At 61.4% G+C, this 14,706-nt stretch carries 13 protein-coding genes; 2 read left to right on the forward strand and 11 right to left on the reverse strand.

Features of this window, described 5'->3' with window-relative positions; translation table 11 throughout:
- Positions 1-97 precede the first annotated feature (97 nt).
- From PQ467_RS03365 to PQ467_RS03380, 4 genes are all read right to left on the reverse strand, one after another.
- Complete coding sequence (locus PQ467_RS03365; protein WP_274175142.1) at positions 98-2,695, reverse strand: GAF domain-containing protein; 2,598 nt, start codon at positions 2,693-2,695, stop codon at positions 98-100.
- Positions 2,692-3,270 carry a hypothetical protein gene (locus PQ467_RS03370; RefSeq protein WP_274175143.1) on the reverse strand — a complete coding sequence of 193 codons (579 nt, stop codon included), beginning with the start codon at positions 3,268-3,270 and terminating at the stop codon, positions 2,692-2,694. Before PQ467_RS03370 ends, PQ467_RS03365 begins: the two co-directional genes overlap by 4 nt.
- A gap of 63 nt (positions 3,271-3,333) precedes the next feature.
- Positions 3,334-3,531 (reverse strand): NepR family anti-sigma factor, encoded by a 198-nt coding sequence (locus PQ467_RS03375; RefSeq protein ID WP_274175144.1) that lies wholly within the window; start codon positions 3,529-3,531, stop codon positions 3,334-3,336.
- A gap of 144 nt (positions 3,532-3,675) precedes the next feature.
- A complete protein-coding gene (locus tag PQ467_RS03380) occupies positions 3,676-4,488 on the reverse strand; it encodes a response regulator (RefSeq protein WP_274175145.1) in 813 nt (270 codons plus the stop codon).
- Positions 4,489-4,754: 266 nt separating this feature from the next.
- Between PQ467_RS03380 and PQ467_RS03385 the strand changes: the two genes are divergently transcribed.
- A complete protein-coding gene (locus tag PQ467_RS03385; RefSeq protein ID WP_274175146.1) occupies positions 4,755-5,405 on the forward strand; it encodes a sigma-70 family RNA polymerase sigma factor in 651 nt (216 codons plus the stop codon).
- Between the two features lie 90 nt (positions 5,406-5,495).
- On the opposite strand, the gene PQ467_RS03390 is transcribed toward PQ467_RS03385, so the two are convergent.
- The 5 genes from PQ467_RS03390 to PQ467_RS03410 all read right to left on the reverse strand — a co-directional run bounded on the left by PQ467_RS03390 (position 5,496) and on the right by PQ467_RS03410 (position 10,396).
- The gene (locus PQ467_RS03390; RefSeq protein WP_274175147.1) at positions 5,496-7,001 is read right to left on the reverse strand and encodes a PAS domain-containing protein; all 1,506 of its coding nucleotides are present in this window, start codon (positions 6,999-7,001) and stop codon (positions 5,496-5,498) included.
- An 81-nt stretch (positions 7,002-7,082) separates the two neighbouring features.
- Entirely contained in the window at positions 7,083-8,207 is a 1,125-nt protein-coding gene (locus tag PQ467_RS03395) for a sensor histidine kinase (protein WP_274175148.1), read from the reverse strand.
- Positions 8,207-8,647, reverse strand: a complete 441-nt coding sequence (locus PQ467_RS03400; RefSeq protein ID WP_274175149.1) for a response regulator — start codon at positions 8,645-8,647, stop codon at positions 8,207-8,209. Before PQ467_RS03400 ends, PQ467_RS03395 begins: the two co-directional genes overlap by 1 nt.
- On the reverse strand, positions 8,644-10,104 hold the full coding sequence (locus PQ467_RS03405) for a sensor histidine kinase (RefSeq protein ID WP_274175150.1): 1,461 nt from the start codon (positions 10,102-10,104) through the stop codon (positions 8,644-8,646). Before PQ467_RS03405 ends, PQ467_RS03400 begins: the two co-directional genes overlap by 4 nt.
- A 1-nt stretch (position 10,105) precedes the next feature.
- Positions 10,106-10,396, reverse strand: a complete 291-nt coding sequence (locus PQ467_RS03410) for a hypothetical protein (RefSeq protein WP_274175151.1) — start codon at positions 10,394-10,396, stop codon at positions 10,106-10,108.
- A gap of 182 nt (positions 10,397-10,578) precedes the next feature.
- Between PQ467_RS03410 and PQ467_RS03415 the strand changes: the two genes are divergently transcribed.
- On the forward strand, positions 10,579-10,755 hold the full coding sequence (locus PQ467_RS03415; RefSeq protein WP_274175152.1) for a CsbD family protein: 177 nt from the start codon (positions 10,579-10,581) through the stop codon (positions 10,753-10,755).
- Between the two features lie 300 nt (positions 10,756-11,055).
- Here the strand turns inward: PQ467_RS03415 and PQ467_RS03420 are convergent, their stop codons facing one another.
- Positions 11,056-12,375: a glycoside hydrolase family 130 protein gene (locus PQ467_RS03420; protein WP_274175153.1), complete on the reverse strand. Its 1,320-nt coding sequence runs from the start codon at positions 12,373-12,375 to the stop codon at positions 11,056-11,058.
- Positions 12,326-14,683, reverse strand: a complete 2,358-nt coding sequence (locus PQ467_RS03425) for a glycosyltransferase family 4 protein (RefSeq protein ID WP_274175154.1) — start codon at positions 14,681-14,683, stop codon at positions 12,326-12,328. The genes PQ467_RS03420 and PQ467_RS03425 overlap by 50 nt, the downstream gene beginning before the upstream one ends.
- Positions 14,684-14,706: the final 23 nt, after the last annotated feature.

Below are 14,706 nucleotides of genomic sequence, written 5' to 3' on the forward strand. Positions count from 1 at the left end.
AAGGAATTTGATGCGCGGTGGATCGCCGGAATGGCCCATGCAAAAAGCCCCGGCGGGACCATGTCCGCCGGGGCTTTTTGCGCGTTTTGTAAGAGGGTTACTTCCTGCGCCGGGTTTCCAGAATGGCCCGCTCCAGCGCCGTCGGGTCCAACGGCTTGGTCACCACCGGCGCGCCATAGGCCGCCGCCTGCGTCCATGGCACTTCGCCATAGCCGGTGGTAAAGACATAGGGCACGCCGCGCTCGCTTAGGGCTTCGGCCACTTTCTGGCTGGTTTCATTGCCCAGATTAATGTCCAGCACGGCAAATTTGTAGTCATGCACCGCAATCAGGTCGAGCGCGGCCGCCACATTGCCCGCCATGTCGATTTCCTGCGCGCCCAGGTCCTGAAGCTGGTATTCCGCCTCCATCCCGATCAACACGTTGTCCTCGACCAGCAGCACGCGGCCCTCAAGCAGCACCCGTTCGTCCAGATCGTCGCGCTCCAGCACGTCGATTTCCTGCGCGCCCGACGGCGGCGCGGCCGGGGCGCGGGTCGGCAAGGGCCGGACAACAGGCACAGGGTCGTGGTTGAACACGACGCTGCTGCCCGGAATGACCAGCATGGCCTCCATAAAGCCATCGCCGAAATTCAGCCATGACCGACCGCTCAATTCATGCGGGATGGTCCGCTCGACAATGGCCACGGCAAAGGCATCGTGCCATGGCTGCGAACAGACATCGCCTTCCTCACGCCAGGAAATCGCCAGATCGCCATGCGGATCGCGCGAGAGGGTGATCGTGACCCTGCCCTCCGGGCTTTGCAGCGCCTTGCTGTTGCTGATCAATTCATGCAGCACGATGACCATTGTGGTAAAAGCCGAGGGACGGATCTGGGCGCAGGAGCCTTCGATGACCAGATTGGCCGTCGCGGCATTGGCGCTCTCTTTAATCAATTCCTCGATCAGCGGAATCAGCGGGTAGGGCACCCAACTGCTGGCATTGACCAGATCATGGGCGCGCGAGAGCACCTTGATCCGCGCCGAGAGCGATTGGCGGAATTCCTGCTGGTCCATCGCCTCGTCGCGCGCCTGATTGACCAGCGCCGCGATCAGGTTGAGCGAATTGCGCACCCGGTGGTTCAATTCGGCGATCAGATCCTGCTGGGTCCGGGTGAGGGATGCGCGCTCATGGGCGGCCGAATCCACCAGTTGCAGGATCACTTCGAGCAGCGACACGCGCAAGCCCTCGGCCATGGCGCGATCCTCCGCGCTCCACGACCGGCTTTGCCCACGGCGCTCTTCTTTCCAGATCGCGAAACTCTTGCGCGGGGTCAGCCGGTCGCCAAGGGGGCCGATGGCCTTGGGCGCGCCTGGATCGCCGGCCCAGTTCACGACTTGCGAAAATTCGCGCCGGAACAAAACGATATAGTCGCGCGGCACACGCGAAACCGGCACCGCCAGCAGCCCGGAGCAGCGCTCGGCATAGGCCTCGGCATGCGGGAAGGTGGCGGACATATGCTGGGTGTACCAACAGGCGCCATTGCCCGCAGTGTTCAGAAAGCGCGCGATCTCGACGAAATCTTCATAATCCGGGGTCTCGCCCTGCGCGCGGAATTCGCCCCCGACATAGGCCACCACGCCATCGCAGGGAATGGCCTCGCGAATAACGGTCGCAAAGCTGTCGAAGCTTTCCAGAAAACCGCGACCATTTGCCACTTGCCCGATCAGGCTGTCATGCAGATGGACCGAGGTGTCGCGAAGGCTGAGCGCGCGGCGGGTTTCAAGATCGCTGAGCGTGCTGGAAAAGAATTCGCCAAACAGTTCGGCTGCCGTGCGCGTGCCAAAGGGCAGATAGCGGGGCGAATAATGGTGGCAGGCAAACAGGCCCCACAATTTGCCATCGCGCAGTATGGACACCGACATTGAGGCGCGCACACCCATATTGCGCAGATATTCCAGATGGATGGGCGAAACCGACCGGATGCCGCTCTGGCTCAGGTCCAGCGCTTCGCCATGCAGGTTGATCTGGGGATAGATCCCGACCGGCACCGCATCGACATCGGCAATGATGCGCAGCAGATTTTCGGTATACAGCCGCCTCGCCTGCTGGGGGATGTCCGAGGCGGGGAAGTGCAGGCCAAGGAAACTGCCGATCCCGTCGCTGCGCGCTTCGGCCAAAACTTCGCCCGCGCCCGTTTCATCAAAGCGATAGGCCATAACCCGGTCATAGCCGGTCAGTGCCCGCAATTGCCGCACGGCCATATCGCACAGGCCCTCAACCGAGGTCGAGGAACGGGCCGCGTGAAACATGGGGCGCACCATCGAAAGATAGTCACGCCCCTGTTCACGCGGGCTGGGTTCAAATTCCAGCACCAGAGCCCGGCCCGAGCGATAGATCGCCATATCGTAAAGGCCACCCGATCGCAGCAGATCGACCTCGAACACACGCTCCACCCTGCTGGTGTCAAGATCCATCATCCGCGCCCGCAACACATCCATGGCGGCAATGTTGAGGAAGTCGCGGGCATTGCGCCCGATGGCCTCCTCGGCCTCCATGCCCAGCAGGGGCGCGCAATTCGTCGAGGCCCTTTGCAGCAGCCAGTCGCTGGAAAAAGTCAGCAGATAGCCAAAGCTCTGGATGCTGCCGATGATGTGGATGGGTTCGACATCGCAACTTGTCAGGTCAACGCCCTGAATGGGGTACCGGCCGGTCATGGGGTGAAAATCCCTTGTTCACGCTGGGCCAGGTTGAGCCCTTGTTCAAATGCGGCAAAGGCGCGCTGGGCACCGGTCAGGACGGAGGCGTTCAGCGCCGGATCATCCTGACGCGCGCCCAACCAGTCGAGCAGGGCGCCCCACGCCTGCTTTTCCTCGGCATCGTCCATATAGCGGCTGTGGCGGAAATCGCCGCCCCGCCAATATCCTTGCTGGCGCAGCACACTCATGCCCATGCGTGAGCCGAGGATGACATAGCACTCGCCCGCGCCATCGGTTGCATGTGCCTCGCGGTTCAATTCAGGATCGGCGGTCAGATCGGGCGCGGCCGCTCCCAACGCGTCCAGATCGGCCTGCGCCATGGCGAGATAATCGGGCATGGGGATATGGAGGGACTGGAACGCAAATCGGCGCGCGATGCCAAGCACCGCGCGCAATCCATAAACATGGCTAATCAGGAATGTCTCTAGCCCGGCACGCGTCGAGAGATCGAGCCGTGACATGCCGTCATCCAGCCTGTCATGCAGAGCCCCCGTCTCCTGACGCAGCCATAATCGCAGGTCACCGCCCCTCATGTGACCCTTCCACTCGGAATAATGCCATCAATCATCCTTCAGGCCATGGCTGGCGCTGCATGCTCATTGTTTGATCTGCTTGGCAATCTGCGCCATCAGATCCATGAAATCCTGCGGAACAGGCTCCTGTGCGGCGGCTTGATAATACGAGCGGATGTCGTCGCTCCACGCGGGCTTTCCTGTCTCTGGGACATCAGCTTCCGACCTGCGTCCCGCTGTATTGGCGGGATGGGTGCTGCTGGAGGGAGGAACTTCTTTCACTGGTTTGTCCCATTCCGTTTATCAGGGGCAATTTTAAAAATCTGAGCAAACGGGCGCTCTATGGTAAGCTAATGATTGGCTTGCGGCTAGGTTCCTTGCACCAAAGGGCAATTGTGCCTGCCGCGCTCATTTTCCCCGTTACGCTTATTTTTCAACGTGAGAGCCAAAGAACAGCGCCTGGCTGATCGCGGTGCGTACGGTTTCGTCGCGAAACGGCTTGCCGATCAGGAACGCGGGCTCGGGGCGCTCACCGGTGAGCAGCAATTCAGGGAAGGCCGTGATGAAAATCACCGGCACATCGCTCAGGCGCAGGATTTCGTCCACCGCATCGGCGCCCGAACTGCCATCGGCCAGTTGCATGTCGCTCAGCACAAGGCCCGGACGCTTTTCGGCAAAGATGTCGCGCGCCTCTGTGGCGGTGGTGGCATTGCCGATCACGCGGTGCCCGGCCTGGGTCACGATGTCCTCCAGATGGCTGGCGATCATCGTTTCATCCTCGATGATCAGCACATCGGCGGGGCGGTCCAGCGCGAGGTCGGCAATCGCCTGCTTGACCAGCTGCCCGGCTTCTTCCTCGCTGACGCCAAGGATCTCGCCGGTCTGGGCGATCGAGAAATCTTCAAGCTGGTTAAGCAGCAGGGCCTGACGCGGAAAGCTGGGAACGCGCGCGATCTGCGAGGACGTCTCGGCCGCAAAGGCGCCGGCGTCGCGGGCAAATCCGGCATCCGAACTGGTCCAGACCTTGGTAAAGGCGCGGAACAATCCCACCGCGCCGCCGTTGATTTCGGCAAGCAGGTCCGGATCGTTCAGCGATGCTTCGAGCGTTGCGCGCACAATGGCGTCTCCGCTCGACTGGCGCCCGGTGACAGAGCGCGCATATCGGCGCAAAAATGGAAGCGACGAAGCAAGATCGCCAGACTTCCGGGCAGAACCCGTACGCTCAGTTGTCAAATTCATACATCCCTCGAGGTGAGTATGTGTAGGCGAGTACCATACACTTGGGAAAACGGGCACGCGGGCGCGAACCCGCATGTGCTTCAAACAGCTTAGACCGGGCAGGGTTCCACGGTGCGAAAAAAATGCGAAAATTTTTCTGACTTGCTGATTATGTCTATAGCGTGCTGATTTTTATAAGGAAAAATCCTCGAAAAGAATTTTTGCCCGATGGAACCTTCGCAAAAACCGGGCGTTAGGCAGGGTGAGGACCTTAAAAGGAAATACCCATGACCGAGCGTTCCGACAAATCCAGCAAACCCGGCACTCTGTCTGGCGCACCACTTTGTGATGCCGACTTCCATAAGGAATTGACTGCCGCGATCCCGCATCTTCGCGCTTTTGCCCGCACGCTTTGCGGCAATCGCGACCGCGCGGACGATCTGGCCCAGGAGACGCTGATGAAGGCTTGGGCCGCGCGCGACCGCTATGTCGCGGGCACCAGCTTCCGCGCCTGGACTTTCACCATCCTGCGTCACCACTATTTCGGCCAGCTGCGCCGCGAGCGCTTCGTCGGCGAATATGACGAGGGCGTGGCCGAAACCATCCTGAACACCAAGGGCGATCAGGAAAGCCAGCTTGAAGCCACCGACGTGCTGCGCGCGCTCCAGACCCTGCCCGATGCTCAGCGTGAAGTGCTGATCCTGATGGCGGTCGGGTCGGTCAGCTATGAGGACATCGCGGAAATCTGCGGCGTCGCCGTGGGCACCGTGAAGAGCCGCATCGCCCGCGCCCGCGCCGCTCTGTCGGCCGTCCTCGAAGGGGGCGTATTGCCCGACTTCCGCCACAACTTTGTTCTGGAAGGCGAGGTGTTGGAGGCGTTCATCACCCAATTTCGACAGATTGCACCCGCGCACATGACTTTGCGATTGGCAGCCTAACCCCCCGCCAGCCAATGCAAAAGGCGCCGACGGTTCTCCAAGCGGGAGCCGTCGGCGCCATCATTTCTGGCCTTTACTTTTTAGCGCGTCCTAGTGCGCGCTCAGTTGCACCAGAGGGATGCGGGCCTGCAACAGCAGTCCGCCATCCTGCCATTGGCGGGTGATAGTTCCGCTCAACTGGCGCTCAATCGTCATCTGGATCAGGCGGGTGCCAAAGCCGGGGGCGGGGGCCTCCGCAATTGCCGGGCCGCCGCTCTCATGCCATTCGATCAGCACCGCATCGTCCTGCTGCGCGATCGTCAGGGCAATCCGCCCGCCAGGCGCGCCCAGGGCGCCGTATTTGACCGAGTTGGTCAACATCTCGTGCAGGAACAAAGCGATCGGTGTGGCCGACGAATCGCCCACCATCGCATCCTCGCCCTTGATGAAAACCCGCGGTTCGCCCTCTGGCTGAAACGGTTCGATCAGATATTCGGCCAATTCGCGCAGCATCGTCTGTGACGAGGAAGGCCGCCCATCCACCACGCGCGGCCGCACCAGATCATGCGCGCGCCCCAGCGCCACCATCCGCGATTGCAGGGCGCGGCTGACCTCGCCCATCTCGGGAAACTGGCGCAGGCCCATGGTTACGAGACTTTGCACGACCGAGAACAGGTTCTTGATCCGGTGGCTCAATTCGCGCGACATGATCTCCAAAGCCTCGCCCGTGGCGACGCGGTCGTTGATGTCGGTGCATGTGCCGATCCAGCGCGCAACCTGCCCCTCGGCGTCCAGCACCGGTATGCCGCGCGCCAGCATCCAGATATATTCGCCATCGTGACGACGTACGCGATATTCGATCTGATATGGCTGGCTGGTCATCACCGAACGCCGCCACGCTTCCCTGGTCAGTTCCACATCGTCGGGATGCAGGAAGTTGATCCAGCCGAAGCCAAAGCTATCGCTGGCCGGGGCACCGGTGAATTCGACCCATTGTTTGCTGAAATAATCGCTCATACCATCGGGTGGAGTGGACCAGACCAACTGGGGCAAGGCATCCGCCAGAGTGATGAACCGGCGGGTCATCACGTCCATGTCGCGCTGCGCCTGAGCGTTGATCTCGCCATGGACCCGCTTTTCCGACCAGTTTTCGAGGTAGAGCATCGCCGCATCGGCCAAATTGCTCAAATCGTCGAGTTGGCCTGGCGAGAGGCCGGCCTTGGGCACAGTATCGATCACGCAGAGGCTGCCCAGCGGCATTCCCTGTTTGTTGCGCAACGGATGGCCCGCATAAAAGCGGATACCCATATCGCCCGTGACCAGCGGATTTTCGGCAAATCGCGGATCAAGTGTAGCATCGGGCACGATCATGGCCGCTTCGCCCAGCATCGCATGCTGACAAAAGGATACCGCGCTGGGCGGTTCGGGCCCGTCATAGCCCTGACGGCCCAGAAATGCCTGCTCCTCGCGCCCGACCAGCGAGACCAGAGCAACCGGCGTATCACAGATGTGGGAGGCCGCCCGCGCCAAGCCGTCCAGCTTGTCACGAACATCACGCCCCACCTGGCCGAGGTCTGTAATATAGGCCTCGCGCTCCGCTGTGGAAAGCGCACGCATTTTTGCTGCGAACAGCGCAGTGGGATCTTCACTGGCTGCTTTTAATGTTGATGCCATAAAATCGCGTTGACCAATCTTTCCTTATGGGATGATCCCCAGGCCGGTCGGAGCCATGGGAACATGAGGCAGGGTGACAGGTGCGACGGATAAGTCAATTGAGGGTTCAGACGTGGGCGTACGATAAATATCGACCTGCAAGCCCTTGCCCGTGGAAGAGAATTGGTGTTTCGCGCCCAGCGAGCGCGTCATGGCCGTAATGATCTGAGAGCCAAGCCCGGTCCCTTTGGGTTTGGCATCATCAGCCATCCCCACGCCGTCATCCTCGACACGCAGGTGATAGCCGTCCTTGCCTTCCAGCTCGAAACGGATCCGCACTTCGCCGGATTCTTCCTTGCCATAGGCATATTTGCAGGCATTGCTGACCAGTTCGTTGACCAGCACGCCCAGCGTAACGGCCGTTGCCGCGGGCAGCGTGGCATCCTGGGCCATCACCTTGATCGAGCGGGAGATATTCTCGCTGGAGAACGTCCCCGTCAGGTCGCGCGCCATGCCTTCGAGATACTCGCGCATATTGACCGCCTGAAAGCTCTCGCCGGTGTAGAGCTGGCGGTGGATGCGGCTGATCGCCTGAATGCGGTGGCGCACGTCCTGCAGCATCGCGCGCGCTTCGGGGCCTGTGGCCCGGCGCGCCTGCAGGCTGACCAGCGAGGAGACCATCTGGAGGCTGTTGGCCACGCGATGGTTCATCTCATGCAGCAGCGCTTCAAGCTGGGCGTTGCTGCTGCGCAATTGCTGCTCAAACTGCTCCTTTTGTTTGCGCAGGCGCAATGTGGCCAGCGCCTGATGCAGCGTGCTGGTCAACAGTTCGAAGAAATCGCCGCTGCCGGTCTTGACCACATAGTCAACCGCCCCGGCCTTGAGCGCGGCCACCGCGACGCCCGTCTCATCCGATCCCGTCACATAGATCACCGCGGGCGGCGAGGGGAGCGCCATGAGATGCCCGAGGGTGTCCAGCCCGCTCATGCCCGGCATGATATGGTCGAGCGCCACCAGGTCGAAAGGTTGCGACCGGGCCAGTTCGATACCATCGGCGCCCGAATGGGCAATGGTCAGCAGGCAGCCCAACCTTTCGAGATGACGCTTGGCCAAACGGCACAGGCCTTCATCATCGTCGATGTAAAGGATGCGGGATCCGGTCAGTGGCATCAGCCACCCGTTTCCGGCAGCTGGATCACCGAGAGGAACAGCCCCAATTGGCGGATCGCCTCGGCAAAGCTCTCATAATTGACCGGCTTGGTGATATAGACGTTGCAGCCCAGATCATAGCAGCGCTGAATCTCCACCTTGTCGTCGGTGGTGGTCAAAACCACCACAGGCGTACGGTGCAGCCTGGCGTCTTCCTTGATCCGCGAAAGGATCGAGGTCCCGCTCATGTCCGGCAGATTGAGGTCGAGCAGGATCAGCACCGGGCCATGCGTGGCCGGATCGCGTTCCGGCGCAAACAGATATTCGACCGCCGCAGTGCCATTTTCAAAATGGGTGATCTGGTTCGAAATCCCCGCACGACGAATGTTCTTCTCGATCAGGCGTGCGTGGCCCAGATCGTCCTCGATCATGATAATCGTGACAGGCAATGGATTGCTCATGAAACCTGACTCTGCTCCTCGGAATAATGCAGCGGGATCGACAGGATGAAGGTTGTGCCCACGCCCAATTCGGATTCCAGCAGAATGGATCCACCCAAACGGTAGACGACCGCACGCACATGCGCCAGCCCTATGCCCTCCCCTGGCCGGTCCTGAGTACCGGATCGGCGGAAAAGGTCAAACACTCGATCAAAATCGCGGGCATCAATGCCTCGCCCATTGTCGGATACGCGAAATTCGGCGGTTTGGCCGATGCGGCGTCCGGTGATGCGCACGACGGGCGGTCTTTGCGGATGATTATACTTGATCGCGTTTTCGATCAGGTTCGACAGGATCTGCTCCATCGCCACCCGATCGCCATAGATTTCGGGCTGATTGGGGGCCACGATGATCTGGGCATCGGCCTGTTCGGCGCGCACTTTCAGGCTTTCGGCAACATCGGAAATCACCCGGTTCATGTCCAGCCATGTCGGATTGAGGGTCCGGTTGCCCTGACGCGATAATTGCAGGATGGCGTTGATCAGGCGGTCCATCTTTTGCGTCGAGGTGCGGATGAAATGGATCGCTTCGGGCAAATCCTGTTCGATCAGCTCGTCCGTGCCGGGATAAAGCGTTTCGGGGCGAGTCTTGCGCGCATCGGCCAGCATCTCGCCCAGACGCTTGGTGGCCACTTCGAGCTCGGAGGTGAAGCCCATGACATTGACCAGCGGCGAGCGCAGGTCATGGCTGACGATATAGGCGAAGCGCTGCAATTCGCCATTGGCGCGTTTAAGATCGCTCGTTCGCTCCTGCACCGCCTGCTCCAGCCCGGTGTTGGCATCGCGCAGCGCCTGACGCGAATCCATCAGTTCCTGGGTAAAGCGGCGCAAGCTGGCAAAGGTGAGCAGGCCCACCACGATCAGCAACAGGCCTGCCGCCGCCAGCAGCACATAAAAGCCATATTGGATGCGGCGCAATTCTCCGGCGCGGAAGCCTTGCAGGCGCAGTTCCTCGTCCTGCATCGCCTTGGTCAGAACGTCGAGCATGGCGATGGGTTCGTCAAAATGAACCCGCTCGCCATATTCCGCCTTGGAAATCGCGCCCACCTGCAGCAGGACCTGCGCCTCCAGCCCTTCGAGCAACGGCACGCGGGCCTGCTGGCGGGGGTTGTCCTTGGTCAGATCGCCAAAGCTGTCGATCGCGGCGTCGAGGCGCGAACGATAGGTTTTCAACTCCTCCGCGCTGCGCTCGGTGTCTTTCTTGCGGCGAAAACTGTCGATGCGCATCAACGACAGGCGCATCGCGGAGACCTGCCGTTCGACCTGATAGGTGTGCGCAACGCCTTCCATCTGACGCTGGTTCATGGTCATCAAAATGGCCGCCGAACCCACGATCCCGGCCAAAGCGATAAAACCCAGCACGATCATGCCGATCAATTTGCTGCGAAACTGGTTCCGGGCCTCTAGCATCTGGGGCATATCAGCGCACAACCTCGCGGCAATTGGCGATGACGCCATCCTTGGGCGGCGCGCATCCACGCGCGCAGGCAAAGCCGGAGGTCACTTTGGCCTCGAGAGTGTAATCCTGCATCGCCGTGCGGCATTCCTTGGCCGATTTATAAGGACGCGACATGGCGCCATCGGCATTCAGCCGCAGGTCGTCATAGTAATAGCCATACCAGACATCATCGTCGCTTTTGCCGTCAAGGCAACCGCCAAGCATCAGGCATGCCGCCAGCGCCAGACAGGCGCCCTTCGGCCCGAAATTCATAAAACCCCCCGCGCATTCCGCGCCTGAACCATCGGTTAGACGCTTCAGCCGCAAAAAGGTTTCACAAGGAAATTGTGATTTGAAAATATTTCTTCGATGGAACCCTTGGGGCCTGCCGACCATTCCCTTTTTCGAAGGCTGACCTTCAAGTTTTCAGACTTTGAGATCAAAGGAGAAATATCATGGGTTCTGTCAGCGATCGTATCTCGGGCGCCGCCAATTCGGTGGTCGGCAAGGCCAAGGAAGCCATCGGCAAGGAAACCGGCGACGCCAAGCTGGCCGCCGAAGGCGCGGCACAGGACGCCAAGGGCAAGGTTCAGACCGCAGCGGGCAAGGCCAAGGCCGCGCTGGGCGAATAAGCTGCCGCAAGGCAGGGCGTTGGCCTCGCTGGCGAGAGCGGGGTCAACGCTTGCCTTTATGGGCCAAGGCCGCAGACAGCGTAAATTCACAGCGCCCCCCAGCTTGCTCGCTCTGATGTCTGGCTGGCGCCGTGCCTTGAAAAAGGGCGTTTTCTGCGGCCTTGTTTCATGCCTGCCTCATGCGGGATGAAACAAGGCGCAAAACGGCATCGGCCAATAAAAATGGCCAACAAAAACACGCGCCGGAGCGATCCGGCGCGTGTTTTTGTTGATGGTCGATGGCGCTGCCCCCAGGGGGGGTTACACCATCGCGTCGAACAAATCGGTCAAGCGGGCCGTGGCAAACCCCACCGCAATGTCGGAAATGCCATAAGGCAACAGCAGCGTTTCCGTGCCCACCATCATCGCGCCGCAGCTATAGACCACATTGGGCACATAGCCGGCCCGGTCGGCATTTTCCGCCGTCAGGATCGGTTCGGGCGAACGGGCAATCACGCGTGAGGGATCCTCCAGATCCAGCAGCGCGCAGCCCAGCGCATATTTGCGCATCGCCCCCACGCCATGGGTGATCATCAGCCACCCGCGCTCGGTGCGGATCGGGCTGCCGCAATTGCCGATCTGGATGAATTCCCACGGGTATTTGGGGCCCATCAGGAATTCGCCCTCATCATCCCATGTGTCCACCCGGTCGGAGCGCAGCAGATAAAGGTTTTTGCCGTCCTGGCGTCCGATCATGCAATAATGGCCGCCCACCTTTTCGGGAAACAGCGCCATGCCCTTGTTCCGCCCGGCGCGGCCATGGATCGGCTCTAACTGGAACTGGCGAAAATCGCGGGTGCGCAGCAGTTCCGAGCGGATCGACCGGCCCGAATAGGCGGTATAGGTGCCCACCCATTCAAAATCGCCCCCGCCATGATCGACCCGCACCAGCCGGAGATCCTCCAGACCGTTGGCCTGCTGATCGGTGATGGGAAAGATCACGGTGTTGGACAGCGTGCTTTCCGGGTGGCGTTCAACGGTGACGGTGCATTCTGAGTCATTGCGGTCGCATTGATCGGTGCGGGTTACGCTGGTGGCAAAGGCGCTTTCCGGCCAGAGCGAAAAGCGCCCGTCGGCCTCGACGATCCCTTCGCGAAAGGCGATCGAGCTGATGTGGCCTTCGCCCACCGCGCGCAGCGACAGGATGAAGCGGGTCGCGCCGTCATCCATCCCCGCCTGATCGGGGTTGGGCACGATGCTGGGGTTCATCAGTGCGGCCGCCGCATAGGTGTATTCGTGGCAGAAATAGGCCCCGATCAACCGCTTGCGCGCGTCCGAGATCGGCTGGCCATGCAAGGCCAGACTCGCCTCCACCTCGCGGTAGCGGTCGTCGAAGAGATGTTCGGTCTGCCAATGACGATTGCCGAAATCGCGCATGACCACGGCATATTCATGCGCCACCTGGTCTTCCGACAAGGACATGACATCGCGCACCAGCCTCAGCGCGCGTCCTTCGGGGGCATTGGTCGCCTGCCATCCCAGATGAAAGGGCCGCAGCACGACCCGCGACGGATCGGCATGCAGCCGCAATTCATGAATGTGCAGCGGGCTGTGGGCGAGACTGTCCGGCGATGTGTCCAAATTCGTTTCCTGCGTTAGACAATTGCCGCTCTGCGCGCAGCATGGCGGCGAGGTTATAATGGCCCAGTTGGAAGGCAAGGATCGATTCTGCCCCGCTGTTTTCATTGCGGCCGCGCGGGGTCACGCCATCGCGGCAGCGCCCGGTGGCAATATCGGCCAGAACCACCCCGCGATCATTGGCGCCAAAGAACCACTGATAGGCCTGATTGGCGCGTGCGATCCAGCGTTCATCGCCCGTTGCCACCCACGCCGCCCGCGCCGCTTCAATCGCTGCCTGCGCTTCCAGCGGTTGCTGGTCAAAGGGCTGCCACGTGCCTTCCTTGCCAAAGCTTTCCGAGCCGATGGGGCGGAAATGGCCTTGCGGGCTGGTCTGGCACTGACCGATCCAGGCCAGCGTTTCCAGCCCCGCGCTTTGCCAGCGCTTTTCCCCCAGCAGCATGCCGCCCTCGATCAGCGCCTGACACAGGCGCGGGTTGTCATAGCTGAGCACCGTTTCGAACCAGACCCAGGAGGGCCGCCTCTGCCCTTCAACCAGCCGGAACAGGGTGTCGCAGGCGTTGATGACCAGATCGCGCGCTTCCCTGTTGCGTTCGCCCCGGCGCAGCAGCGCGCAGGCGCCCAGCGCGGCAAAAGCCATCGCACGCGGCGATTCCAGCTCCTCCATCGCCCCCGACACCTGATCGAAGAGATCGCGGGCCCAATAGCGCATGTCGGCCATCGGGCTGTGCTCGACCGTATGGCCCAGCGCCCAGAGCGCACGGCCATTGGAATCCTGCGACCCCACATCCTCGCACCATGTCCGGTCAAACCGCATGAAATTGCGAAACCGGCGCTCATCCGGGTTCCAGGCAAACTGGATAAAGGAAGCGTAGCTGCTGCTGGCGCGCAGGCGTTCGGATTCGGAAAGGCCGGTCGCCACATTCATCAGCATCAGCGCGCGGGCATTGTCATCCAGACAATAGCCGTGGCGGCGGTCGGGAATGATGCCGATGGCGTGCTGCAACATGCCGGTCGCATCGCTCATTGCCCAAACGCCAGACAGGCCGGGGACGACGGTGGGTTCAACGGCGCGGGCGCGCGGGGCGACGGTGTTGCGGATCAGATGGGCGCTGGAGCGCGCAAAATGCGGCCAGATCGTGCGCCGCCCGCGCTGATAGGCCCGCTTTTGCGTATCGACCAGCAATTGCGGATCATCGAGCAAGGCATTGACCGCCTGCGCGATGGCCTCGGGCGAATGCGGTTCGATCAGGCAGCCCACCCCATCGGCCAGCAATTCGCGCGCATGGACATAGGGCGTTGAAACCACCGCCTTGCCCAGCGCCACGGCATAGGACAGCGTGCCCGATGTCGATTGCGCCATGCCGGGATAGGGCGTGAGATAGATGTCGCAGCATTCGAGATTTTCGAGCAGTTCCTCGATGTCGAGAAAGCGGTTTTCCCACTGGATGGCGTGGGAGACGCCCAGCGCCTCGGCCTGCGCGATCAGCCCTTCGCGATAGCTCTCGCCATCGCGGGCGACCAGCACCGGATGGGTGGCGCCCAGAATGCGATAGATCGTGTCGGGATGCCGCTCCAGAATGGCGGGCAGGGCGGCAATGGCTGTTTCCAGCCCCTTGCCCGGACCCAGCAGGCCAAAGGTCGTCAGCACGCGATGGCCCGAAAGCCCCTTGGCGGCCTTGGCCGTTTCGGTGGTGCCAAAGGGACGGTCGGGGGCGCCGTGCTCGATGATTTCGACGGTTTCGGGCCGCGCGCGATAGGTATCGATCAGCAGTTCCCGCCCTTGCTGGGCCATGACCATGATGCGCGAGGCGCGGGTGATCATATGCTCCATGACGGCGCGCTGTCCGGCCGAGGGCGAGGCCAGAACCGTATGAAACGTGACCAGCACGGGCGCGGCCACCGCATCGACCAGATCGGCGACATAGGCACCGTCAACTCCGCCGAAAATGCCGAATTCATGCTGGACCCATACGACATCGGCCCCGCTCTCGTTGATGGCGCGGGCGGCCTTGATGTAATCGGCGCGGGTGTCGGCGCGGATCAGGTGGATGTCGCCGGCATAGTTCAACTTGGGGTCTTCATTGTCCAGCGCATAGACATCGACATCAATGTCGGGGTGATAGGCGTTGAGCTTTTCACGAACATCCGTGGTGAAAGTGGCGATGCCGCAGCCGCGCGGAGCATAGGTACCCACCAGCGCCACGCGCAGGCGGCGCGCATCGCCGGGCCGCTGGCTGAACAGGTTGACCACCTCATGGGCTTTTTCGCGCTCGCTTTGGGAAATGTCAGCGCTGGTCATCTCGGTCATGTCGGCCCACCCTGTTTGAATAC

It is taken from the genome of Novosphingobium sp. KACC 22771 (assembly GCF_028736195.1).
Classification (GTDB): Bacteria; Pseudomonadota; Alphaproteobacteria; order Sphingomonadales; family Sphingomonadaceae; genus Novosphingobium.